Annotated in this window: 22 protein-coding genes; 15 read left to right on the forward strand and 7 right to left on the reverse strand. The window is 58.9% G+C overall.

Translation table 11 applies throughout. The annotated features are described in order from the left end of the window. Positions 1-105: 105 nt before the first annotated feature. Positions 106-1,578, reverse strand: a complete 1,473-nt coding sequence (gene modF / locus NWV12_RS06235; RefSeq protein ID WP_048980882.1) for a molybdate ABC transporter ATP-binding protein ModF — start codon at positions 1,576-1,578, stop codon at positions 106-108. A 67-nt stretch (positions 1,579-1,645) separates the two neighbouring features. Further along, positions 1,646-2,434 carry a molybdenum-dependent transcriptional regulator gene (gene modE / locus NWV12_RS06240; RefSeq protein WP_048980881.1) on the reverse strand — a complete coding sequence of 263 codons (789 nt, stop codon included), beginning with the start codon at positions 2,432-2,434 and terminating at the stop codon, positions 1,646-1,648. Positions 2,435-2,561: 127 nt separating this feature from the next. On the opposite strand from modE, the gene NWV12_RS06245 reads away from it, so the two are divergent. The 4 genes from NWV12_RS06245 (at position 2,562) to modC (ending at position 5,413) form a co-directional block, all read left to right on the forward strand. Next, a complete protein-coding gene (locus NWV12_RS06245; protein WP_023310811.1) occupies positions 2,562-2,711 on the forward strand; it encodes an AcrZ family multidrug efflux pump-associated protein in 150 nt (49 codons plus the stop codon). 178 nt (positions 2,712-2,889) lie between these two features. Next, the gene (modA, locus tag NWV12_RS06250; RefSeq protein ID WP_048980879.1) at positions 2,890-3,663 is read left to right on the forward strand and encodes a molybdate ABC transporter substrate-binding protein; all 774 of its coding nucleotides are present in this window, start codon (positions 2,890-2,892) and stop codon (positions 3,661-3,663) included. Further along, entirely contained in the window at positions 3,663-4,352 is a 690-nt protein-coding gene (gene modB / locus NWV12_RS06255; RefSeq protein ID WP_032641645.1) for a molybdate ABC transporter permease subunit, read from the forward strand. Before modA ends, modB begins: the two co-directional genes overlap by 1 nt. A gap of 2 nt (positions 4,353-4,354) precedes the next feature. Further along, entirely contained in the window at positions 4,355-5,413 is a 1,059-nt protein-coding gene (gene modC / locus NWV12_RS06260) for a molybdenum ABC transporter ATP-binding protein ModC (RefSeq protein ID WP_029742082.1), read from the forward strand. Here the strand turns inward: modC and NWV12_RS06265 are convergent, their stop codons facing one another. Further along, the gene (locus tag NWV12_RS06265; protein ID WP_033144968.1) at positions 5,414-6,232 is read right to left on the reverse strand and encodes a pyridoxal phosphatase; all 819 of its coding nucleotides are present in this window, start codon (positions 6,230-6,232) and stop codon (positions 5,414-5,416) included. It lies immediately after the preceding gene. Between the two features lie 140 nt (positions 6,233-6,372). On the opposite strand from NWV12_RS06265, the gene pgl reads away from it, so the two are divergent. Then, positions 6,373-7,368, forward strand: a complete 996-nt coding sequence (gene pgl / locus NWV12_RS06270; RefSeq protein ID WP_033144969.1) for a 6-phosphogluconolactonase — start codon at positions 6,373-6,375, stop codon at positions 7,366-7,368. Between the two features lie 77 nt (positions 7,369-7,445). Here pgl and NWV12_RS06275 read toward each other — a convergent pair whose 3' ends face one another. After that, the gene (locus NWV12_RS06275) at positions 7,446-8,729 is read right to left on the reverse strand and encodes a putative acyl-CoA thioester hydrolase (RefSeq protein ID WP_033144970.1); all 1,284 of its coding nucleotides are present in this window, start codon (positions 8,727-8,729) and stop codon (positions 7,446-7,448) included. Positions 8,730-8,955: 226 nt separating this feature from the next. Here NWV12_RS06275 and hutI point away from each other — a divergent pair, with 226 nt between their 5' ends. From hutI to hutH, 5 genes are all read left to right on the forward strand, one after another. Next, positions 8,956-10,179 carry an imidazolonepropionase gene (gene hutI, locus NWV12_RS06280; RefSeq protein ID WP_048980876.1) on the forward strand — a complete coding sequence of 408 codons (1,224 nt, stop codon included), beginning with the start codon at positions 8,956-8,958 and terminating at the stop codon, positions 10,177-10,179. Next, the gene (gene hutG / locus NWV12_RS06285) at positions 10,176-11,114 is read left to right on the forward strand and encodes a formimidoylglutamase (RefSeq protein ID WP_048980874.1); all 939 of its coding nucleotides are present in this window, start codon (positions 10,176-10,178) and stop codon (positions 11,112-11,114) included. Before hutI ends, hutG begins: the two co-directional genes overlap by 4 nt. Before the next feature lie 19 nt (positions 11,115-11,133). Next, on the forward strand, positions 11,134-11,868 hold the full coding sequence (locus NWV12_RS06290; RefSeq protein WP_048980872.1) for a histidine utilization repressor: 735 nt from the start codon (positions 11,134-11,136) through the stop codon (positions 11,866-11,868). 127 nt (positions 11,869-11,995) lie between these two features. After that, entirely contained in the window at positions 11,996-13,681 is a 1,686-nt protein-coding gene (gene hutU / locus NWV12_RS06295) for a urocanate hydratase (RefSeq protein ID WP_048980870.1), read from the forward strand. Further along, positions 13,681-15,201, forward strand: a complete 1,521-nt coding sequence (gene hutH / locus NWV12_RS06300) for a histidine ammonia-lyase (protein WP_048980869.1) — start codon at positions 13,681-13,683, stop codon at positions 15,199-15,201. Before hutU ends, hutH begins: the two co-directional genes overlap by 1 nt. A 98-nt stretch (positions 15,202-15,299) precedes the next feature. Here hutH and NWV12_RS06305 read toward each other — a convergent pair whose 3' ends face one another. Both NWV12_RS06305 and bioA read right to left on the reverse strand, forming a co-directional pair. Continuing rightward, positions 15,300-15,776: a kinase inhibitor gene (locus tag NWV12_RS06305; protein WP_008501131.1), complete on the reverse strand. Its 477-nt coding sequence runs from the start codon at positions 15,774-15,776 to the stop codon at positions 15,300-15,302. 48 nt (positions 15,777-15,824) lie between these two features. Beyond that, complete coding sequence (gene bioA, locus NWV12_RS06310) at positions 15,825-17,114, reverse strand: adenosylmethionine--8-amino-7-oxononanoate transaminase (protein WP_048980867.1); 1,290 nt, start codon at positions 17,112-17,114, stop codon at positions 15,825-15,827. A gap of 86 nt (positions 17,115-17,200) precedes the next feature. On the opposite strand from bioA, the gene bioB reads away from it, so the two are divergent. Genes bioB through bioD form a run of 4 tightly spaced genes read left to right on the forward strand, consistent with a single transcriptional unit; the run spans position 17,201 to position 20,828 of the window. Next, a complete protein-coding gene (gene bioB / locus NWV12_RS06315; RefSeq protein ID WP_033144975.1) occupies positions 17,201-18,241 on the forward strand; it encodes a biotin synthase BioB in 1,041 nt (346 codons plus the stop codon). Next, positions 18,238-19,395: an 8-amino-7-oxononanoate synthase gene (bioF, locus tag NWV12_RS06320; protein WP_048980865.1), complete on the forward strand. Its 1,158-nt coding sequence runs from the start codon at positions 18,238-18,240 to the stop codon at positions 19,393-19,395. The genes bioB and bioF overlap by 4 nt, the downstream gene beginning before the upstream one ends. Further along, the gene (gene bioC / locus NWV12_RS06325) at positions 19,379-20,134 is read left to right on the forward strand and encodes a malonyl-ACP O-methyltransferase BioC (protein ID WP_048980864.1); all 756 of its coding nucleotides are present in this window, start codon (positions 19,379-19,381) and stop codon (positions 20,132-20,134) included. The genes bioF and bioC overlap by 17 nt, the downstream gene beginning before the upstream one ends. Then, the gene (bioD, locus tag NWV12_RS06330) at positions 20,127-20,828 is read left to right on the forward strand and encodes a dethiobiotin synthase (protein WP_048980863.1); all 702 of its coding nucleotides are present in this window, start codon (positions 20,127-20,129) and stop codon (positions 20,826-20,828) included. The genes bioC and bioD overlap by 8 nt, the downstream gene beginning before the upstream one ends. Here the strand turns inward: bioD and NWV12_RS06335 are convergent. Further along, complete coding sequence (locus NWV12_RS06335) at positions 20,791-21,513, reverse strand: ABC transporter ATP-binding protein (protein WP_032661226.1); 723 nt, start codon at positions 21,511-21,513, stop codon at positions 20,791-20,793. The two genes, bioD and NWV12_RS06335, sit on opposite strands and share 38 nt — an antisense overlap. A gap of 752 nt (positions 21,514-22,265) precedes the next feature. Between NWV12_RS06335 and uvrB the strand changes: the two genes are divergently transcribed. Further along, complete coding sequence (uvrB, locus tag NWV12_RS06340) at positions 22,266-24,281, forward strand: excinuclease ABC subunit UvrB (RefSeq protein WP_029742168.1); 2,016 nt, start codon at positions 22,266-22,268, stop codon at positions 24,279-24,281. Positions 24,282-24,739: the final 458 nt, after the last annotated feature.

A 24,739-nucleotide genomic window follows, 5' to 3' on the forward strand; every position in this document is an offset into this window, starting at 1 on the left:
GTTTTCACACTCGCTTTTTTAATGACTGAGTGCATTCTAGATCAAAGAGATAGCGATGTATTGATGCAAGTTATCTGAAAAAGAGGAGGGCAGAGCCCTCCACGGTTAATCGACGTTGCTGAGAAGATAGCGATAACCCTCACCGTCCGGCACAAACTCCAGACGATGCGTGATGCAGGCGGGGGCATCTTCGGCATGATGTGAAACGAACAGCAGCTGCGTTTCACCTTCGCTAATCAGCACGTCCACAAAGCGGCGGATAAGCTGGCGATTCAGCGGATCGAGTCCCTGCAGCGGTTCGTCGAGGATCAGAAGCGTAGGGTGTTTCACCAGCGCGCGAACGATCAGGGCCAGACGCTGCTGCCCCCACGACAGACTATGAAACGGCGCGTCAGCGACCCGGTTGTCCATGCCCAGAATATCCAGCCACTGCTGGGCGAGCTTGTGCTGTTTGTCAGACACCGCCTGATAAATACCGATGGAATCAAAATACCCGGAAAGGATCGCGTTGCGTACCGTGGTACTGACCCGGTAATCCAGATGCAGGCTGCTGCTGACGTAGCCGATATGTTTTTTAATATCCCAGATGGTTTCGCCGCTGCCGCGACGCCGACCAAACAGCGTCAGATCGTTGCTATAGCCCTGCGGGTGATCGCCGGTGATAAGGCTCAGCAGCGTGGATTTTCCCGCGCCGTTAGGGCCGACAATCTGCCAGTGTTCGCCGGGATTGACCGTCCAGCTAAGACGGTTGAGGATCGGGCGATCGTCATAAGAGACAATCCCATCTCGCAGCACGATGCGCGGCTGGTGGGGATCGAGCGCATGGCGGGCCGAAGGGGCGTCAGGTTCCGGAAGCGTAATACCGTCGAGTTGTTCACTGTGTGCGAGCTGGGCAATGAGCGCCTGCTTAAGCAGCGCGGTTTTTTCACCGGTCTCGGTCAGGTTACAGTCGGCCAGTACGCCCGCGTGCTGAATAAAGTCCGGAATTTCATCGAAGCGGTTAAGCACCAAAACCAGGGTATATCCCTGCTGATTAAGCGACTCCAGCAGAGAAGCGAGCTGCGCACGGGACTGCACGTCAAGGCCGTCAAACGGTTCGTCGAGGATAAGCAGTTCGGGCTCGCTCATCAGCGCCTGGCAAAGCAGCGTTTTTCGCGTCTCGCCGGTAGAAAGGTATTTAAAGCGTCGGTTGAGCAGGGCGGTGATGCCGAACCGTTCTGCCAGGCGTAGACAGCGGGCGGGATCTTTCACCTCATCCTGAATAATTTCCGCCGTCGTACGGCCGGTATCTTCTTCGCCAGGGCTGAGTAAATCAGTGTTATTGCGCTGCCACTCGTCGCTCACCAGCTTTTGCAGTTGTTCAAATGACAGGCGCGTCAGGCGCGTAAAGTCGCCCTGGCATTCGCCCTTGAGGAGGGGGAGCTCGCCGGCCAGCGCACGGGCCAGCGCGGATTTACCGCTGCCGTTTGTGCCGACAAACGCCCAGCTTTCACCCGCGCGTATCGTTAAATCAGCAATCGTCAGCGTTCGGGTATCGCTAAGACGAAACGTGCCTTGCGAAATATGCAATGATGACATGGTTTATCCCTGTTTTTGCAGCAATAGATATCAGGGATACGCACTGTCGGCGCGATTGTCAATGCGCTCAGCACAATGTGGCGATAATCACCCGATCTGCGTTGAACCAGGCGGTAACGACAGTACCTTCTTCTAAACCGTCCGCTTCGCTAAGCGGTATCGTCGCGCAAAGCGGTTGCCCATCTGCGAGGGTCATCAGCACTTCGCACTGCGCTTCACCGTGTTCGATATGGCTGATGGTGCCCTGCAGCTGGTTATCTGCTCCCTTTGCGGCGTCGGGATCGCGCGTGATATTGACCCACGGCGCTTTCAGCAGCACCAGCACCTCTTTACCTTCATGAAGCTCAAGGCGCTCTGCGCTCTGCGCCGTTATTGCGGCTTTCAGACGGGTGGTGCCATCGGCAAGCAGGATCTCAATATGCTGCTGTACCTGGAGATTGTCGCGCGCCGTCACCGTTCCAAACCACTGGTTGCGGGCGCTGGTTTGTAACGAGAAGCGGGAAATGGCGGCCAGCAAGCTGTCCAGCGGAACGTTATCGTCGTCGCTCAACGCATCGAACGCCTTTTGCTGGATCTGGGCCAGCAGATCGTAAAGCTGAATAAGGCGCTGGCCATAGCGCGTCACGATCGCACCGCCGCCGCCTTTGCCGCCTGTGGCTCTGTCCACCAGCGGGTGTTCGCTCAGGGTGTTCATTTCGTTGATAGCGTCCCAGGCACTTTTGTAGCTGATGCCCGCGTTTTTCGCCCCCTGGCTAATTGAGCCCGTTTGTTCTATTTGTTTAAGCAGGGCGATACGTCGCGGATCGGCGAAAAGCTTTTGCTGAAGTCGTAGAGTGAGAAGAATTTCGGCCTGCATAACAGTATCCTGGCAAAAAGAGTATTGTGGCCTAAATGGTGCAAGGCGCATAGGGTACCGCACAAAAGGGGATGTTTTTCTCATTTGAAAGGGTAGAATGAGCCGTTCACAATATCTGGAGAAAACCATGTTAGAGTTGTTGAAAAGTCTGGTATTCGCCGTGATCATGGTACCAGTAGTGATGGCCATCATCCTCGGTGCCATCTACGGCCTGGGTGAAGTGTTCAACGTCTTTTCGAACATTGGTCACAAAGACCAGGCTAAAAAGCAGCATTGATTCCCCACAAAACGCCCGGCCGGTCCGGGCGTTTTGCTCTCAAGATTTTCCCGTTTACGCCGATATCATTTAACGCATTACACCGGTTTACCCCTTCAGCGGTACGATTAAACGCTGGGATCTCCCTGACGTTATCGTTATATTAAGATGTATATAACGCTACTCACAGGAGTTACAGATGGCACGTTCATGGGTACGCCTTTTCGCAGGGGCAACGCTGACGCTTTCACTTACCGGACACGCGCTGGCGGACGAGGGTAAAATCACCGTCTTTGCCGCGGCGTCGCTGACCAACGCGCTGCAGGACATCGCGGCGGCGTATAAAAAAGAGAAAAACGTCGAGGTGGTCTCCTCTTTTGCCTCTTCCTCGACGCTGGCGCGCCAGATAGAAGCGGGCGCACCGGCGGATCTGTTCATCTCGGCTGACCAGAAGTGGATGGATTACGCGGCGGAGAAGAAATCGATTGATGCCACAACCCGCGAAACGCTGCTGGGGAATAGCCTGGTTGTCGTGGCGCCAAAAGCCAGCGCGCAGGCGGACTTCACCATCACCAAAGAGACCCACTGGACGAGCCTGCTGAACGGTGGCCGTCTGGCCGTGGGCGACCCGGAGCACGTTCCGGCCGGGATTTATGCCAAAGAAGCGCTGCAAAAGCTGGGTGCATGGGAGACATTGTCACCGAAGCTGGCCCCGGCGGAAGACGTGCGCGGCGCGCTGGCGCTGGTTGAGCGCAACGAAGCCCCGCTGGGCATTGTGTACGGCTCTGATGCCGTTGCCAGTAAAGGTGTAAAAGTGGTCGCAACGTTCCCGGAAGACTCCCACAAGAAAGTGGAATATCCTGTTGCGATTGTTGATGGACATAAAAATGCGGCCGTGACGGCCTTCCGCGATTACCTGAAAGGGCCGGAGGCGTCCGCAATCTTTAAACGTTATGGATTTACGACTCACTGATGATATTGACCGATCCTGAATGGCAGGCTGTTCTGCTGAGCCTAAAAGTCTCTTCCCTGGCGGTTGCGCTGAGTTTGCCCTTTGGGATCTTCTTTGCCTGGCTACTGGTTCGCTGTCAGTTTCCCGGCAAAACGCTGCTCGACAGCGTGCTGCATCTTCCGCTCGTTTTGCCGCCCGTGGTGGTCGGTTATCTGCTGCTGATTTCGATGGGGCGACGCGGTTTTATCGGCGAGAAGCTCTACGACTGGTTTGGGCTGACGTTTGCGTTTAGCTGGCGCGGTGCGGTACTGGCGGCAGCGGTGATGTCATTCCCGCTGATGGTGAGGGCAATACGCCTCGCGCTGGAAGGCGTGGACATGAAGCTCGAACAGGCGGCCCGCACGCTGGGCGCAGGGCGCTGGCGCGTCTTTTTCACCATCACGCTTCCGCTGACGCTGCCGGGTATTATTGTCGGCACGGTGCTGGCCTTCGCCCGCTCGCTGGGCGAGTTTGGCGCCACGATCACCTTTGTGTCGAACATCCCCGGCGAGACGCGAACCATCCCGTCGGCAATGTATACTCTGATTCAAACGCCGGGCGGTGAAGGCGCGGCGGCGCGGCTGTGTATTATTTCAATTGTGCTGGCGCTGGCATCGCTAATGGTGTCTGAATGGCTGGCGCGGCTCAGCCGCGAGCGGATGGGGAAATAAGCATGCTGGAACTCCATTTCACCCAGACGCTGGGAAACCATACCCTGACGCTTAACGAGACGCTGCCGGCAAGCGGAATCACCGCCATCTTTGGCGTGTCGGGAGCGGGAAAAACGTCGCTGATTAATGCCATCAGCGGCCTGACCCGCCCGCAGTCAGGCCGTATTGTCCTGAATGACCGCGTCCTGAATGACGTGGAGAACAAAATTTACCTCTCGCCGGATAAACGCCGCATCGGCTATGTTTTCCAGGACGCGCGCCTGTTCCCGCACTACAGCGTGCGCGGCAACCTGCGTTACGGCATGGCGAAAAGCATGGCCGGGCAGTTTGACAAGCTGGTGACGCTTTTAGGCATTGAGCCTCTGCTCGACAGGCTGCCATCCTCACTCTCCGGCGGAGAAAAACAGCGTGTGGCCATTGGACGCGCGTTGCTGACCGCCCCCGAGCTGCTGCTGCTCGACGAGCCGCTGGCCTCGCTCGATATTCCGCGTAAACGCGAACTTCTGCCTTATCTACAGCGACTGACGCGCGAAATTAATATTCCAATGCTCTACGTCAGCCATTCGCTGGATGAGATCCTCCATCTGGCCGACAAGGTGCTGGTGCTGGAAGAGGGCAGCGTGAAGGCCTTCGGCAACCTGGAAGAGGTGTGGGGCAGCAGCGTAATGCACCCCTGGTTACCCCGGGAACAGCAGAGCAGCATTCTTAAAGTGAGCGTTCTGGAACATCATCCGCACTACGCGATGACCGCCCTGGCGCTGGGCGACCAGCATCTGTGGGTCAATAAGATCGACAAACCGCTACAGTCCGCGCTGCGAATTCGCATCCAGGCGTCGGACGTCTCGCTGGTGCTGCAGCCGCCGCTGCAAACCAGTATTCGAAATATTCTGCGCGCCAAAGTCGCGGAGTGTTTTGATGATAACGGGCAGGTGGAAGTGAAGCTTGAAGTCGGCAGCAGGACGCTCTGGGCGCGCATCAGCCCGTGGGCGAGGGATGAGTTAGGGATCAAACCCGGCCTGTGGCTTTACGCGCAAATTAAGAGCGTCTCGATTACCGCCTGATTACAGCAGGTGGGTATAAATGTACTGCGCGATGCTGTCGGTGGTGTTGTCGCCAATCACCACGTTGGCGCGGGCTTTTACCGCGTCGTCGGCATTGCCCATCGCCACGCCGGTACCGGCGGCTTCCAGCATGCTGATGTCGTTATAGTTGTCGCCGAAGGCGATCACGTCACGCATCGACCCGCCCTGCGATTCCACATACTGCGTCAGGCGCTTGCCTTTGCTGTTGCCTTTGCGGGCAATATCCACCTGGTCATGCCAGGACCATTCGCACTCCAGACCCAGCGTGTGTTCCACGTGTTTTGCGAAGGTATTCAGTTTGGTGGTGTCTTCATCGGTCAGGGCGAATTTCCAGATAGCCTCAACGTCCTGGGCTGCCTGACGCAGGGAGGAAACCTGGGTAAAGACCGGACGCTGCGCTTCAGGCAGGGACAACGCCCAGTTGCTGGTGCGCACCACGTGGCCTGTAGGGCGCTCGTACACCATCGCGTTATCCACGTACATCAGGCCGTGAACGGCATGCTCATCCAGCAGATCGATCAGCTGCAGCGCCTGGGGAACCGGCAGCGGGTCGGATTCTAAAACCTTTTTTGCCTGATAATCATACAAATAAGTGCCATTACAACAAATTGCAGGTGTATCTAACGCCAGTGCCTGATAAAAAGGGTGAATGGCAACGTGATGTCGACCCGTTACGATAAGGAGTTGATATCCCACTTCCTGCGCGCGTTTTAGCGCCTCAAGGGAGGAGGGGAGAAGGGTTTTTTGCGGCGTCAGTAAGGTACCGTCTAAATCCAGAGCAATCACACGCGAGGTCATCTGTTTTCCCGGGTTAATATTGAATTTACGTTTTGATGGGATGGTACACCGAGAGGCGAACGCTTCAAAACTCCTGTCGACAATTCAGCATTCACCGTCAAAAGTTAACTACTTTCATGCGCAGTGAGGAGTGAATATTCATGAAACAAACCGTTTATACCGCCAGTCCTGAAAGCCAGCAGATCCACGTCTGGCGTTTAAATACCGAAGGGACACTCACGCTGGTTCAGGTTGTTGATGTTCCAGGCCAGGTGCAACCGATGGTCATCAGCCCGGATAAACGTTTCTTGTACGTGGGTGTGCGCCCGGAGTTCCGCGTGCTGGCCTATCGCATTTCTCCGGACGATGGCGCGCTGACGTACACTGCCGAAGCCCCGTTGCCGGGCAGCCCAACCCATATCTCGACCGATCGTAAAGGCAACTTTGTCTTCAGCGGATCGTATAACGCGGGCTGCGTCAGCGTAACGCGTCTGGAAGATGGTATTCCGGTCGAAACCGTGGATGTGGTGGAAGGGCTTGAAGGCTGCCACTCGGCGAATATCTCTCCGGATAACCGCACGCTGTGGGTGCCTGCGCTGAAGCAGGATCGTATCTGCCTGTTCACCCTGAGCGACGACGGTCATCTGGTGGCGCAGAATCCTGCCGAAGTGACTACCGTTGAAGGTGCCGGCCCGCGCCATATGGTCTTCCATCCGAACCAGCAGTACGCCTACGTGGTCAATGAGCTGAACAGCTCTGTGGACGTATGGGAGCTGAAAGATCCAAACGGTCAGATTGAGTGCGTGCAGACGCTGGACATGATGCCGTCTGATTTCTCCGATACCCGCTGGGCGGCGGATATCCACATTACGCCAAATGGCCGCCATCTGTACGCCTGCGACCGTACCTCCAGCCTGATTACCGTCTTTAGCATCTCTGAAGACGGCAGCGTGCTGGCGATTGAAGGGTTCCAGCCAACGGAAACCCAGCCGCGCGGCTTTAATATCGATCACAGCGGTAAATACCTGATTGCGGCGGGGCAGAAATCCCACCACATCGCGCTGTATGAAATTAAAGGCGAGCAGGGGCTGCTGGAAGAGAAAGGGCGTTACGCCGTAGGCCAGGGGCCAATGTGGGTGGTGGTCAACGCTCACTAAGCGGCTAAAAACAAAAAACCTCGCGAATGCGAGGTTTTTTTATGCCCGGTAAACGCAGCGCCACCGGGCAAAACAGCTTACTGCTTCGGCTCAGCAACCACTTTGCTACCCAGACCGCGGTTGTTGTATTCCCACATGCGGTTGAAGTTAGCGTCGTTCAGGTTGCGCTGCACGTTCCCTTTATCATCCACCGCACCGGTATTGCCGGAGAATGGACGTTTGGAGATCGCGGCATCAGCCCACGGCTTCGCCATGTTGAAGCCTTCATTGATCACGCTGTCGCGGATCACGACCTGACCGTTGGTCGCAGAGTCCACGTCCAGGGAGCGTCCCAGCTGCGCCACGCCGTCGCCGGCAGCGTTAAAGCGGCTGTTCACGGCCAGGAAGCCGTAGAAGAGGTTAGACTGGGTTGCCGGAGCAAACACGTAACCTTCCTGCTGAGTGCGTGAGTTCACCACGCGGAAATCGGTATTATCAAACACCACCGCGCCGCGACCGGACACCAGATCCACGTCACCTTCAACGTAGCTGTTGGTCACCAGAGTACGGGTCAGGCGGTTATTCTGCAGGGTGTTCTGCACGCCGCTGTTGGTCACGAAGAAGGTGTTCTGACGGCCCAGAATGTTGACGTTATTAATCTGCACCTTATCGCCATCGCTACGCAGCGCAACGGCCTGGTGGCTGCCGGCATCAACGCTGTCGCCCAGGGTATTCTGAATGGTCAGGTTCTGCAGCTGCAGACCGTTATTCTGAGACCAGAATACCGCCGAGCACATCACGCCAATGGTGGCGGAGCGCTTGCTCTGGCAGTTATCAAACATATACCACGCCGGTTTGCCCGGCATATATTTACCGGCCGGATTCACCAGGTGACGCCAGGTGTTGCTGTCGATTTCGGAATCAATCGCCAGGCCAATTTTTACGTCGATCGCTTTTTCGCCCAGACCGTAAAGCGTAATGCTGCCAGGGGCCGCCGGAACATACACGGTGCCTTCATATTCACCCGGCAGGATCGCGATGTACTGGCGAGACGCGCTGTGTTTAGTGATGGCAGCATCAACCGCAGCCTGAATAGAGGTATGCGTTACGCCCTGCGCACCCGCCGGGCCAACCACGAAGTCAGGCTGTTTAGGCAGGTTAATAGAAGACGGTGTCCACGGCGCAGCGTTAGGATCCATCGCCGAGAAGTAGTGCGCACGATCGAAGTTCTTCGCTTCATCAGCGGACAAAATCGGGCGGGAGGCGGTACCGGGCGCAACCTGCTCAGAAGGGCGCTGATCCGGTGGTGTTGAACTGCATGCGGATAAGGTCACGCCAAAGGCGAGTGCTAACGCCAGACGGGAAATCCTGGAAATGTTCAAGGTAGAGCTCCTGGGTATGCAAGTCTTAAACGGGATAGACGAAATAGCCTGCTTTTTTATACTAAGTTGAGCGAAACGGGAAGATAAAAAGGGTAAAAGTTGCATTTTTAGCCCCGGAGCGGCAGGTAGGTGATCACAAATAAATAACATTTTCCGTCAAGGCGGTTGACAGTAGACGGTGGATGCAAATAAATGTCTATACAACCTAAGACAAGTGGAATGCCCCATGCAGCAGATTCATCCCGACGATGTAATATGGCGAAATGCGCGACTGGCTACGATGGCGCCGGACGTACCTGCGCCTTATGGACTGAAAGAGCAACACGCCCTGGTCGTGCGCGGCCACACTATTCTGGCCGCGATCCCTGAATCTGACATTCCTTCCGGACACCGTCACTGTGTCGATCTTCAGGGACGTCTGGTCACGCCTGGCCTGATTGACTGCCATACCCACCTGGTATTTGGCGGCGACCGCGCGGCGGAGTGGGAGCAGCGTCTGAACGGCGTCTCTTATCAAACCATCAGCGCCCAGGGGGGCGGGATTAACGCGACCGTGACGGCGACGCGCAGCAGCTCAGCCGAAACCTTGCTGAAACTGGCGCAGCAGCGGCTCCAGCGTCTCATGAATGAAGGCGTGACGACCGTTGAAATCAAATCGGGATACGGGCTCAACGCCGAGGCCGAAGAGAAGATGCTGCAGGTTGCCCGCCAGCTGGGCCTCAATAATCCGATCGATATCAGCCCAACGCTGCTGGCGGCCCATGCGGTTCCGCCGGAATACCGGCAGGATCCGGATGCCTACCTCACGCTGGTCTGCGAGCAGATACTGCCCACGCTGTGGCAAAAAGAGTTATATGAAGCAGTCGACGTGTTTTGTGAAAACGTCGGCTTTACCCCGTCGCAGACCGAGCGCCTCTTCAAGGCCGCCGCCGAGCTGAGTATCCCGGTGAAAGGGCATGTCGAGCAGCTGTCGAATCAGGGCGGCGCGGCGCTGGTCAGCCAGTATAAGGGCCTTTCCGCCGATCATATTGAGTATCTCGACGACGCAGGCGTTCAGGCGATGGCGGAAAGCGGCACGGTTGCCGTCCTGTTGCCGGGTGCGTTCTATTTTCTGCAGGAGCGCCAGCGTCCGCCGGTTGAACGGCTCAGAAAACAGGGCGTGCCGATGGCCGTCGCCACCGACTATAACCCCGGCACCAGCCCGTTTGCGAGCCTGCACCTGGCGATGAACATGGCCTGCGTCCAGTTTGGCCTGACTCCGGAAGAAGCCTGGGCTGGCGTCACGCGCCATGCCGCGCAGGCGCTGGGCCGTGGCGCAACCCACGGGCAGCTGCGGGCAGGGTTTGTCGCCGATTTTATCGTCTGGGATGCTCATCATCCGGTTGAGATGGTCTACGAGCCGGGACGCAATCCGCTGTATCAACGTATTTTCCGTGGGGAGGCAGTATGAGGTTATGGCGGCCCGTAGCCGAAACCGTCTGGCAGGGGCGCGATGACAGCGCCGAGGCCAGCAGTGCAAAGCGCATTTTCCAGACGATAAAGCAGCAGGGCCAGTTCACGCCGCTTTCATCCGGCATCGCGCTGATAGGCTTTGAATGTGATGAAGGGGTAAAACGCAATCAGGGCAGGCCCGGCGCCGTGCAGGCACCGGATATGCTGCGAAAGGCGCTGGCAAATATGGCAAGCCATGAGGGACATGATCGGCTGGCGGATATGGGCTCGGTGTATGTTGAAGGCCACGAGCTGGAAGCGGCACAGCAGGCGTTAAGCGATGCCGTCACGGCCTGCCAGCAGTCCGGGATGCGGACGCTGGTGTTTGGCGGCGGGCACGAAACCGCGTGGGCGCACGGTCGCGGCGTGCTGGACGCCTTCCCGAACGAGCGGGTTGTCATTATCAACCTTGATGCCCATCTCGATCTGCGCAAGGCCGACCGGGCCACATCCGGCACCCCGTTTCGCCAGCTGGCGCGCTACTGCGATGAGCGCGGGCGGGAATTTCACTACGCCTGCCTTGGCGTGAGCCGGGCGGCGAACACGCTGGCGCTGTGGGACGAGGCCGAACGCCTGAACGTCACGCTGGTGGAAGATCTCCATTTCAGGCGCGATGCGCTATCCGCCCTGGAAAGGGTGCTGGCGCAGGCCGATCGTATCTATCTGACGATCGATCTGGACGTCCTCTCCGCCAGCGAAATGCCTGCCGTGTCCGCACCGGCTGCGTTAGGCATACCGGCGCTGGATCTTCTCCCGGTTATCGAACAAATCTGCCGTAGCGGTAAGCTACAGGCCGCCGATCTGGTAGAGTTTAACCCGCAGTACGATCGGGACGGACAGGGCGCTAAGCTCGCCGCCCGCCTGGCCTGGCAAATTGCTCACTGGTGGGCATAACACTATTCAAGGAGTCACGATGTTTTCACGCTCACCTCTGCCGCAGTCGAGCCCTCCCGCGCCTTTCTATGAAAAGGTGAAGCAGGCAATTAGCGAAAAAATCGCTACCGGCGTCTGGCGCCCGCACGATCGCATTCCTTCGGAGGCCGAGCTGGTGGCGCAGTTTGGTTTTAGCCGGATGACCGTCAACCGGGCGCTGCGCGAGCTGACCGACGAAGGGCTTCTGGTGCGCCTGCAGGGCGTGGGGACGTTTGTGGCGGAACCGAAAGGACAGTCGGCGCTGTTTGAAATCCGCAGCATTGCGGACGAGATTGCCGCGCGTAATCATCAGCACCACTGTGAGGTGCTGGTGCTCGAAGAGACTCAGGCCAGCGCCGAGCAGGCCACAGAGCTTAACGTCAAGGAAGGCAGCCGCATCTTCCACTCCGTGATGGTGCATTTCGAAAACGACATTCCGGTGCAGATTGAAGATCGCTGCGTGAACGCTGAGCGGATACCGGACTATCTGAACCAGGATTACACCCAGACCACGCCGCATGCCTATCTCTCGCTCGTCGCACCGCTGACGGAAGGGGAGCACATTGTGGAGGCCGTGCGCGCCACGCCGCAGGAGTGCGAAAGGCTACGCATTAAAGAGCACGATCCGTGCCTGCTGATCCGCCGTCGAACCTGGTCCTCGTCGCACATTGTGTCGCATGCCCGGCTGCTTTTCCCGGGGAATCGCTACCGGCTGCAGGGCCACTTCATGTCATAAGTTTTATAAGCGTGATCGCTAACGCAATATAACAAAATTGTATCTTTTTTGTTAAATCTGACCTTGTGTGTGCTTGTCTATACAAGTATATCTAAATGCATCATCTGTCCCCTATGAGGAGCACACAATGTCGTCAGGTAAATACCGCCAGCAGGACGTCCGCGCCGCGCGCGGCACCACGCTTACCGCCAAAAGCTGGCTCACCGAAGCCCCGCTGCGCATGTTGATGAACAACCTCGACCCTGAGGTGGCGGAAAACCCCCACGAGCTGGTGGTCTACGGCGGCATAGGCCGCGCCGCGCGCAACTGGGAATGCTATGACGCAATTGTAAAATCCCTGACCGAACTCGAACACGACGAAACCCTGCTGGTGCAGTCCGGCAAGCCGGTTGGCGTGTTCAAAACGCACAAAAACGCGCCGCGCGTGCTGATCGCTAACTCTAACCTTGTGCCGCACTGGGCCACCTGGGAACACTTCAACGAACTGGACGCGAAAGGGCTGGCGATGTATGGCCAGATGACCGCGGGTAGCTGGATCTACATCGGCAGCCAGGGGATCGTGCAGGGCACCTACGAAACCTTCGTGGAAGCCGGTCGCCAGCACTATAACGGCTTGCTCAAAGGCCGCTGGGTATTGACCGCAGGTCTTGGCGGCATGGGCGGCGCGCAGCCGCTGGCCGCCACGCTTGCTGGCGCGTGCTCGCTCAACATTGAGTGCCAGCAGAGCCGCATTGATTTCCGTCTGCGCACCCGCTACGTCGATGAGCAGGCAACCGATCTGGACGATGCGCTGGCGCGCATCAAAAAATACACCTCCGAAGGCAAAGCGGTGTCGATTGCCCTGTGCGGCAACGCGGCGGACATTCTCCCGCAGCTCGTCGCCCGCGGCGTGCGTCCGGATCTGGTCACCGACCAGACCAGCGCCCATGACCCGCTGCACGGTTACCTGCCAAAAGGCTGGACGTGGGAAGAATATCAGCAAAAGGCGGAAACCGACCCGGAAGGCACGGTGCTTGCCGCGAAACGCGCCATGGCTGAGCACGTCTCCGCCATGCTGGCCTTCAGCCAGATGGGCATTCCGACCTTTGACTACGGCAACAACATCCGCCAGATGGCGAAAGAGATGGGCGTGAATAACGCCTTTGACTTCCCGGGCTTCGTTCCTGCCTATATTCGCCCGCTGTTCTGCCGCGGCATCGGTCCGTTCCGCTGGGTTGCCCTGTCCGGCGACCCGGAGGACATCTACAAAACCGACGCCAAAGTGAAGGAGATCGTCGCCGATGACGAACACCTGCATCACTGGCTGGACATGGCCCGCGAGCGCATTAACTTCCAGGGCCTGCCGGCGCGTATCTGCTGGGTAGGGCTGGAGTGGCGTCAAAAACTCGGCCTCGCCTTCAACGAAATGGTGCGCAGCGGTGAAGTCTCCGCGCCGATCGTCATCGGCCGCGACCACCTGGATTCCGGCTCCGTCGCCAGCCCGAACCGCGAAACCGAAGCCATGCGCGACGGCTCGGATGCGGTCTCAGACTGGCCGCTGCTGAACGCTCTGCTGAATACCGCCAGCGGCGCGACCTGGGTGTCGCTGCACCACGGCGGCGGCGTGGGGATGGGCTTCTCCCAGCATTCCGGGATGGTCATCGTCTGCGACGGAACCGATGAAGCCGCCGCGCGTATCGCTCGCGTGCTGCACAACGACCCGGCCACCGGCGTGATGCGTCACGCGGATGCGGGCTATGAGATTGCCATTGACTGTGCCAAAGAGCAGGGCCTTAACCTGCCGATGATCCCTGCCACACAAGGAAAGCATTAATGAACGCACTAACACTCACTCCCGGCTCGCTGACGCTCAAGCAGCTGCGTAACGTCTGGCGTAAGCCGGTCACCCTGTCGCTTGATGAAAGCGCCCACGCCGCCATTAACGACAGCGTTGCCTGCGTCGAAGCCATCGTTGCAGAAGGGCGCACCGCCTACGGGATTAACACCGGATTTGGCCTGCTGGCGCAGACCCGCATCGCCACGCACGATCTGGAAAACTTACAGCGTTCGCTGGTGCTGTCACATGCGGCGGGCGTGGGTCAGCCGCTGGACGATGAGATTGTCCGTCTGATGATGGTGCTCAAAATCAACAGCCTGGCGCGCGGCTTCTCCGGCATTCGCCTGAGCGTGATTCAGGCGCTGATGGCGCTGGTCAATGCGGAAGTCTATCCGTGGATCCCGGCAAAAGGTTCCGTCGGCGCATCCGGCGATCTTGCGCCGCTGGCGCACATGTCGTTGCTGCTGCTGGGCGAAGGCAAAGCGCGCTGGCAGGGCGAGTGGCTTCCTGCGAAAGAGGCGCTGAAAAAAGCCGGGTTAAACCCGATCACCCTGGCGGCGAAAGAGGGGCTGGCGCTGCTGAACGGCACGCAGGCATCGACGGCCTTCGCGCTGCGCGGCCTGTTTGAAGCGGAAGATCTGTTTGCCTCGGCGGTGGTGTGCGGTGCGCTGACCACCGAAGCCGTGCTGGGCTCGCGTCGCCCGTTCGATGCCCGCATCCACGAGGTGCGCGGTCAGCGCGGGCAGATTGATGCCGCCGCGATGTACCGTCACGTGCTTACCGACACCAGCGAGATCGCGGATTCACACCACAACTGTGAAAAGGTGCAGGATCCGTATTCCCTGCGCTGCCAGCCGCAGGTGATGGGCGCGTGCCTGACGCAGCTGCGCCAGGCGGCAGAAGTGCTGCTGGTGGAGGCCAACGCGGTGTCCGATAACCCGCTGGTGTTCGCCCAGGAAAACGAGGTGGTTTCCGGGGGTAACTTCCACGCCGAGCCGGTGGCAATGGCGGCGGATAATATCGCCCTGGCGATTGCCGAAGTCGGTGCGTTGTCCGAGCGCCGCATCGCGCTGATGATGGATAAACATATGTCCCAGCTGCCGCCGTTCCTGGTGCGTAACGGCGGGGTCAACTCGGGCTTTATGATTGCCCAGGTGACCGCAGCGGCGCTGGCGAGCGAGAACAAAGCCCTGTCGCACCCGCACAGCGTGGACAGCCTGCCAACGTCAGCGAACCAGGAAGATCACGTTTCGATGGCACCGGCTGCCGGACGTCGTCTGTGGGAAATGGCCTCCAACACTCGCGGCGTGCTGGCGGTGGAATGGCTGGCGGCAAGTCAGGGTGTCGATCTGCGTGAAGGGCTAAAATCCAGCCCGCTGCTGGAGCAGGCGCGTCATGCGCTGCGCGAGCACGTATCGCACTACGATGACGACCGCTTCTTTGCGCCGGATATTGATAAGGCGATGCAGCTTCTGGAAGAAGGGCGGCTGGTGGGGCTGTTACCTTCGGTGCTGTGATTTTTTGCCCTAACCCTCTCCCACAGGGAGAGGGAATTGCCAGGTTTTCTCCCTCTCCCTGTGGGAGAGGGCCGGGGTGAGGGCATCAGCCCGCACTATTATGAATACATCGCCGTAATCGACGCGCTGCCCAGCGAATGGAAATGCACGTTAAACCCGACCATCGCGCCGCTCGCCCCTTCATCGACCTCAATCTTCTCCACATCCAGCGCGTGCACCGTGAAGATATAGCGGTGGGTTTCCCCTTTTGGCGGCGCCGCGCCGCCGTAGCCCGCTTTACCAAAATCGGTGCGCGTCTGAATGGCGCCTTCAGGCAGGGCAACCAGGTCTGAACCGGAACCCTGCGGCAGGACGCGCGTGTCGGCAGGCAGGTTCGCCACAATCCAGTGCCACCAGCCGGAGCCGGTCGGCGCATCCGGGTCGTAGCAGGTCACGACAAAGCTTTTGGTTCCGGCCGGAACCTCGTCCCACGCCAGGTGCGGGGAGATATTGTCTCCCTGATACCCCATGCCGTTGAATACGTGGCGTTCCGGCAGTTTTTCACCGTCGCGCAGATCTTTACTGATGATTTTCATACGGTTTACCCTCGTTGATCGCTCGTTCAGCAAGTGTAATGCATAGGGTTACATCGTGAAATGCGCGGGAATGTTAACGGCTGTTACAACCGCGTCGGTTAATTTACGCAGCTGCTCCGGCGTAATGCTGTACGGCGGCATCAGGTAGATAAGCTTGCCGAAAGGCCGCACCCAGACGCCCTGCTCAACGAAGAAGCGCTGCAGCGCCGCCATATTCACCGGATGGGTGGTTTCAATCACGCCGATGGCGCCCAGCACGCGCACGTCTGCCACAAAATTCGCGCCCGAGGCGGCATTCAGTTCATCTTTCAGCTGCGCCTCAATCGCCGCAACCTGCGTCTGCCACTCGCCGCTCTCCAGAATGGCAAGGCTTTCGCTTGCGACGGCGCAGGCCAGCGGGTTGCCCATAAACGTCGGGCCGTGCATAAAGCAGCCCGCCTCGCCGTCGCTGATGGTGTCGGCCACCTGGCGGGTCGTGAGCGTGGCGGAGAGCGTCATGGTGCCGCCGGTCAGCGCTTTACCCAGACACAGAATATCCGGCGCAATGCCCGCATGCTCGCAGGCAAACAGCCTGCCGGTGCGGCCAAAGCCGGTGGCGATCTCATCGGCAATCAGCAGAATGCCCTCGCGGTCGCACATCCTGCGAATGCGCCTCAGCCATTCCGGGTGGTACATCCGCATTCCGCCTGCGCCCTGCACAATCGGCTCCAGGATCACGGCGGCGATTTCATGGCGATGCGCCGCCATCAGCCGCGCGAAACCGACCATGTCCATCTCGTTCCACTCGCCGTCGAAGCGGCTCTGCGGGGCAGGGGCGAACAGGTTTTCCGGCAGATAGCCCTTCCACAGGCTGTGCATGGAGTTGTCCGGATCGCACACCGACATCGCCCCGAAGGTATCCCCGTGATAGCCGTTGCGGAAGGTGAGGAACCGCTGGCGCGTTTCGCCCTTCGCGTGCCAGTACTGCAGCGCCATTTTCATCGCCACTTCCACCGCCACGGAGCCGGAATCGGCCAGGAACACGCACTCCAGCGATTCAGGCGTCATCGCCACCAGGCGACGGCATAAATCCACCGCGGGCTGATGGGTGATTCCGCCAAACATCACGTGCGACATCTGATCAATCTGGGCCTTCATCGCCGCATTCAGGCGCGGGTGGTTGTACCCGTGAATGGCCGCCCACCACGAAGACATCCCGTCAACGAGCCGCTCGCCGCTGGCGAGGTGCAGCTCGCAGCCGTGGGCCGAAGCCACCGGATAGACGGGAAGAGGGCGGGTAGTGGAGGTGTAAGGGTGCCAGATATGCTGCTTGTCGAAGGCGAGATCGTCCTGGGTCATAATCGACTTGTAAACCATTTTGAAAAGTTTTAGGTTTACGAGTATAAACCGAACCGAAAATTAACAAAACCCTTTGGAGAAGCCCGATGGCTCACCACGCACGCTGGACGATGTCGCAAGTCACTGAATTATTCAACAAACCTTTCCTTGAGCTGATGTTCGAAGCCCAACAGGTGCATCGTCAGCACTTCGATCCGCGCCATGTTCAGGTCAGCACGCTGCTGTCGATCAAAACCGGTGCCTGTCCTGAAGACTGCAAATATTGCCCGCAGAGCGCGCGCTACAAAACCGGTCTCGAATCCGAACGGCTGATGGAGGTGGAGCAGGTGCTCGACTCCGCTCGCAAGGCGAAAAACGCCGGTTCAACCCGCTTCTGCATGGGCGCAGCGTGGAAGAACCCTCACGACCGCGACATGCCGTATCTGGAGCAGATGGTGAAGGGCGTGAAGGAGATGGGCCTCGAAGCCTGTATGACGCTCGGCACGCTGAACGAGGAGCAGGCGCAGCGCCTCTCTGCGGCGGGGCTGGACTACTACAACCATAACCTCGACACCTCGCCGGAGTTTTACGGCAACATCATCACCACGCGGACCTATCAGGAGCGTCTGGACACGCTGGATAAAGTGCGTGACGCGGGGATCAAGGTCTGCTCGGGCGGTATCGTGGGCTTAGGCGAAACGGTGAAAGACCGCGCGGGCCTGCTGCTGCAGCTGGCGAACCTGCCGACCCCGCCGGAAAGCGTGCCGATCAACATGCTGGTGAAGGTCAAGGGCACGCCGCTGGCGGACAACGACGACGTGGATGCGTTTGATTTTATTCGCACCATCGCGGTGGCGCGCATCATGATGCCGACCTCTTTCGTGCGCCTCTCTGCCGGTCGCGAGCAGATGAACGAGCAGACCCAGGCGATGTGCTTTATGGCCGGAGCCAACTCCATCTTCTACGGCTGCAAGCTGCTGACCACGCCGAACCCGGAAGAAGACAAAGACGTTCAGCTGTTCCGCAAGCTGGGGCTTAACCCGCATCAGACCGAAGTGCTGACGGGCGATAACGAGCAACAGCAGCAGCTGGAGCAGCAGATTTTCAACGCCGACACCGACCAGTTCTACAACGCGGCAGCCGTATGACCTGGCAGGCACGAATAAATACCGCGCTGGACGAACGCCGGGCGGCAGAGGCGTTTCGCGTTCGCAGGGTGGTGGAAAACGGCGCGGGCCGTTTTCTTACCCGCGAGGGGCGGCAGTTTTGTAATTTCTCCAGCAACGACTATCTCGGGCTGAGCCAGCATCCGGCCATCATCCGCGCCTGGCAGCAGGGTGCGGAGCGGTTTGGCGTGGGCAGCGGCGGCTCGGGACACGTCAGCGGATATACCACCGCGCATCAGGCGCTGGAAGAGGCGCTTGCCGACTGGCTCGGCTACCCGCGCGCGCTGCTGTTCATCTCCGGCTTTGCCGCCAACCAGGCGGTCATTACCGCCCTGATGGGAAAAGAGGACCGTATTGTCGCCGACCGCCTGAGCCACGCCTCGCTGCTGGAGGCGGCAAGTTTAAGCCCGGCGCAGCTGCGCCGCTTTGCCCATAACGATGCGGGGCAGCTCGCCGGGCTGCTGGATAAACCCTGCGACGGACAACAGCTGGCGGTTACGGAAGGGGTGTTCAGCATGGACGGCGACAGCGCGCCGCTTGCCGCGCTGCACGAGGCAGCAAAGCGGCAAAACGCCTGGCTGCTGGTCGACGATGCCCACGGCATTGGCGTAATGGGCGACGAAGGTCGCGGCAGCGCATACCAGCAAAACGTGAAGCCGGAGCTGCTGATCGTCACCTTCGGCAAGGGCTTTGGCGCCAGCGGCGCCGCCGTGCTGTGCAGCGAGTCCGTCGCCGACTATCTGCTGCAGTTTGCCCGACACCTGATCTACAGCACCAGCATGCCCCCGGCGCAGGCCGTGGCGCTGTCTGCGTCGCTGGCGGTGATCCGCAGCGCAGAAGGGGATGAACGTCGTCAGCGGCTGGCAGAGCATATCTCCCGCTTCCGCAAGGGGTTAGCGGCGCTGCCCTTCCACAGTCCCGATTCGCAAAGCGCCATCCAGCCGGTGATTGTCGGCGAAAACGGCCGCGCGCTGGCGCTGGCACAGGCGCTGCGCGAGCGCGGGATGTGGGTGACCGCCATCCGCCCGCCAACGGTCCCGCCGGGTACCGCGCGGCTGCGTTTAACCCTGACGGCGGCACATGAGGCACGGGATATCCAGACGCTGCTGGAGGCGCTCAATGACGCCGGTGAATAAGCAGGCCGTCGCGGCGGCATTTGGCCGGGCCGCGCAGAGCTATTCGCAGCACGATGAGCTGCAGCGTCAGAGCGCGCAGGGTCTTCTGGTCGCGCTTGGCGAGAACCGTTTTCCGCAGGTGCTGGACGCGGGCTGTGGTCCCGGCAGCAACAGCCGCTACTGGCGCGGGGCGGGAAGCCAGGTCACGGCTATCGACCTCTCGGACCAGATGCTCGACGAGGCGCGACAGCGGCAGGCCGCGGACCATTATCTGCTGGCGGATATCGAGGCGATCCCGCTGGCGGATGCGCAGTTCGATCTGGTCTGGAGTCATCTGGCGGTCCAGTGGTGCAGCAGCCTGCCGCAGGCCTTGCGCGAGCTTTATCGCGTGGCGCGACCGGGCGGGAAGGTGGCCTTTACCACCCTGCTGGAAAGCTCGCTGCCGGAGCTGAATCAGGCGTGGAAAGCGGTGGATGAGCAGCCTCACGCTAACCGCTTTTTATCGCATGAGCAGGTGATGCAGGCGCTGGCAGGCTGGCGTTACCGCAGCACGGTGCAGACCATCACCCTCAATTTTGGCGATGCGTTCAGCGCTATGCGTTCGCTGAAGGGCATCGGCGCCACGCACCTGCACGCCGGACGGGAGAAAAAACCGCTGACCCGGGGCCAGCTGCAGCGTCTGGAGCTGGCCTGGCCGCAGCAGCGGGGACATTTCCCGCTCTCTTATCAACTTTTTCATGGGATTATCGAACGTGACTGAACGTTATTTTGTTACCGGCACGGATACGGAAGTGGGCAAAACGGTGGCCAGCTCGGCGCTGCTGCAGGCGGCACGACTGCTCGGAAAAAACACCGCCGGATATAAGCCCATTGCTTCCGGCAGCGAGGTGACGGCGGAAGGATTACGCAACACCGACGCGCTGGCGCTCCAGCGTAACAGCACCCTTGAACTCGCCTATTCAGCGGTCAATCCGTACACCTTTGCCGAACCGACCTCGCCGCACATCATCAGCGCTGACGAAGGTCGTCCGATTGATTTCACCGTGCTGTCAGCCGGGTTACGGACGCTGGAAAGCCATGCCGACTGGGTGCTGGTGGAAGGTGCAGGCGGCTGGTTTACGCCGCTTTCGGAGACGCAGACGTTTGCTGACTGGGTGCAGGCCGAGCAGCTTCCGGTCATTCTGGTCGTCGGCGTCAGGCTGGGCTGCATCAATCACGCCATGTTGACCGCGCAGGCCGTCCAGCAGGCCGGGCTGACGCTGGCGGGCTGGATAGCCAACGACGTGGTTGCGCCGGGTAAACGACACCAGGAGTATCTGGCGACGCTCAGGCGCGTACTTCCCGCCCCGTGCCTCGGGGAAATTCCCTGGCTTGCTGAGGGTGCGGAAAATGCCGACACCGGGCGTTATCTCGATCTCAGCGTCTTGCTTCCCGCGACATCCAGTGCGCGATAAGCTCGTCATCCAGTTCGTTAACGTGGCCCTGCGCCACGTTACGCCCGCGATAGAGCATGCAGAAACGGTCCGCAACCCGGCGGATAAACGACAGCTGCTGCTCCGCTAATAGCACCGTCATACCTAACTCCCGGTTTAAGCGCGCCAGCAGCTGCCCCAGCTTCTGGGCGAAGCTGTGCCCTGCGCCGTGCAGGGGCTCATCGAGGATCAGCAGGTGCGGACGGTTCACCAGCGCATTAGCCAGCGCCAGCTGATACTGATCGTCCGGAGAGAGCGTATTGGCGCGGGCCTGCCGCAATGCGTAGAGCGCCGGAAACAGGTCGTAAACGTCACTTTTCGCCTCCGGGTTGGGTTTCCCCATCGCCCGCATGGCGATATGCAGATTCTCCTCAATCGTTAGCTGGGAGAAGATCCGCCTGTCCTGCGGGACATAGCCTATTCCCGGTCCTGAGCGCTGTTCTGGCGGCAGGTTAAGCAAATCGCGCGGCGGCGCGCCCGCCTCGTGCCAGATGATGCTGCCGCTTTCAACGGGCACTCTCCCGGCGATGCAATTCATGAGGGTGGTTTTCCCCATCCCCGGCAGGCCAACGACGCCTGTACACATCCCTTGCGGAAAATCCAAATTCACGTTCCATAGCGTATGTTGGCTTCCGTAAAACTGATTCACAGCACGCAGACTCAACATCTTTTTCTCCTTAAAAATGAGTGTAGGTGAGGCTCGTGTTTGAATCTGCAAAACCCCTGCCAGAAACCGAAAAGTGTTCAAAAAAACGGCTTTTTTAGGAATGAATCACCAGAAAGCGATTTATAAAAAACCGGATTGCACAGCGACGGTGCTGGAGGTGGTGAGTTGTGGTGCAGAACCCAAAATGATGAAAATGTGAGCAAGATCCCATCGGTTGGTTATGAATGACGCAACTGTTAATCATCAAAAAATAGCTATAAAAATTTTTTACTACCGTCTCGTGGGAAAAACCGGGAATTTGCCGAGCGCCAGTCTGTATGGGCTGGAAGCAGTTATCCACTATTCCTGTGGATAACCATGTGCATTAGAGTTAGAAAACACGCGATAAGCGAGAGAAGACGCGGCTTACGCCCAAATTGGCGCGAAACGCGGCTTTAGAAAATATCGTTTATTATTTAATTGCTTAGATAAAAGCAATTCCCGTCATGAAAGTGTCACCCGTTGCCACAAAACTATCATTACCTGGCTTGACAAATGTTAAAAAAGAAAAAGTTCTGGGGATAACCTGACCTGACTGGTGTTTTATATTGTCACAGTCCAAATTTTGGCCGCTATCGCGCTAATCATTCAGGCGCTATGCTAAATATCCTGACATGCTACTGGTTTTTCATCCAGTGTTTTTTACTGGCATTCCTGGCAACAACGAGTAAAATTACTCACCTGCCGCTTATAACGTCATCAGGTCGTCGCCCATGAGTAAACCGTTCAAATTGAATTCTGCTTTCCGTCCATCTGGCGATCAGCCTGAGGCGATCCGTCGTCTGGAAGAGGGGCTGGAAGACGGGCTGGCGCACCAGACGCTGCTGGGGGTAACCGGCTCGGGTAAAACGTTCACTATCGCCAACGTGATTGCGGATCTCCAGCGTCCAACGATGGTGTTGGCACCCAACAAAACCCTGGCCGCACAGCTTTACGGCGAGATGAAAGAGTTCTTCCCGGAAAACGCGGTGGAGTATTTCGTCTCCTACTACGATTACTACCAGCCAGAAGCCTACGTGCCGAGCTCTGACACCTTCATCGAGAAGGATGCCTCGGTGAACGAACACATCGAGCAGATGCGTCTGTCGGCCACGAAGGCGCTTCTGGAGCGTCGCGATGTGGTCGTCGTCGCATCGGTTTCCGCGATCTACGGTCTGGGCGATCCGGATCTCTATCTCAAGATGATGCTGCACCTGACGCAGGGGATGATTATCGACCAGCGCGCCATCGTCCGTCGTCTGGCAGAGCTGCAGTACGCCCGTAACGATCAGGCGTTCCAGCGCGGCACCTTCCGCGTACGCGGCGAAGTGATCGACATCTTCCCGGCGGAATCGGACGATATGGCGCTGCGCGTCGAGCTGTTTGACGAAGAGGTTGAACGCCTGTCGCTCTTCGACCCGCTGACCGGACACGTTGAGTCAGTGATCCAGCGCTTCACCATCTACCCGAAAACGCACTACGTGACGCCGCGCGAGCGTATCGTGCAGGCGATGGAAGAGATCAAAGTGGAGCTGGCCGAGCGCCGTAAGGTGCTGCTGGCGAACAATAAGCTGCTGGAAGAGCAGCGCCTCAGCCAGCGCACCCAGTTCGACCTTGAGATGATGAACGAGCTCGGCTACTGCTCCGGCATTGAAAACTACTCGCGCTTCCTCTCCGGACGCGGGCCGGGCGAGCCGCCGCCGACGCTGTTTGATTACCTGCCGGCAGACGGTTTGCTGGTAATCGACGAATCCCACGTCACGATCCCGCAGATCGGCGGGATGTACCGCGGTGACCGGGCGCGTAAAGAGACGCTGGTGGAGTACGGCTTCCGCCTGCCGTCGGCGCTGGATAACCGTCCGATGAAGTTTGAAGAGTTTGAGGCATTAGCGCCGCAAACCATTTACGTCTCGGCCACGCCGGGCAACTACGAGCTGGAGAAATCCGGTGAAGACGTTGTCGATCAGGTTGTGCGTCCGACCGGGTTGCTCGACCCAATTATTGAAGTTCGTCCGGTGGCCACGCAGGTGGACGACCTGCTCTCGGAAATCCGCGCCCGTTCCGCCATCAACGAGCGCGTGCTGGTGACCACGCTCACCAAGCGTATGGCGGAAGACCTCACTGAATATCTCGAAGAGCACGGCGAGAAGGTACGTTATCTGCACTCGGATATCGACACCGTGGAGCGCATGGAGATTATCCGCGACCTGCGTCTGGGCGAGTTTGACGTGCTGGTGGGGATCAACCTGCTGCGAGAAGGTCTGGACATGCCGGAAGTCTCGCTGGTGGCAATTCTGGATGCGGACAAAGAGGGCTTCCTGCGTTCTGAACGCTCCCTGATCCAGACCATCGGCCGTGCGGCGCGTAACGTCAACGGTAAAGCGATTCTGTACGGTGACAAAATCACCCCGTCGATGGCGAAAGCGATTGGCGAAACGGAGCGCCGCCGCGAGAAACAGCAGCGCTACAACGAAGAGCACGGCATTACCCCGCAGGGGCTGAACAAGAAGGTCGTGGATATTCTGGCGCTGGGGCAGAACATCGCCAAAACCAAAGCGAAAGGCCGCGGCAAGGCGCGTTCAGTGGTGGAAGAGGATACCGTCGTGCTGACGCCGAAAGCGCTGCAGCAGAAAATCCACGAGCTGGAAGGGCAGATGATGCAGCACGCGCAGAATCTGGAGTTCGAAGAGGCGGCACAGATCCGCGACCAGCTTCATCAGCTGCGGGATCTTTTCATCGCGGCATCCTGAGTAAAGCGTGGTTTTCTCCCTCTCCCGGTGGGAGAGGGATCCCCAGTAATTTTTGAACAGAAGCAATAATGTTATTTCAAAGCGATTGAAGGCTATCAGCGATGCTCTGGTCCGGCTGTAAATCGCTGAGGCGTTTCCTGCAGGCCGGGGCGAGGCGCATGGATGCGCCGAGAGGGCGGGCTTTACAGGGACGTTACCTCCGCCCGTACCCGATAAGCCGAAAGGAATAAGCCGATGACAAAATTGCCGGGAGCAATTTTGGACAGCGCTTGCGCTGGCCCCGAAGGGGTGAGCCCCAGGGATGGGGCGAACAATCCGCGCAGCGGCGATTTACCGCCGGGAGCCCGGGTCGCCAGGGTGGTGGCGATTGAGCCACCCTGGCACGTTCACAGGCCATGTCGTTACAGAGTAGCAAGGAACATAAAGTGAACGGAATGACCACCAGAGTCGTATGTTCC

Origin of the sequence: Enterobacter sp. Crenshaw, assembly GCF_024734705.1 — a bacterium.
Taxonomy (GTDB): Bacteria; Pseudomonadota; Gammaproteobacteria; order Enterobacterales; family Enterobacteriaceae; genus Enterobacter; species Enterobacter asburiae_B.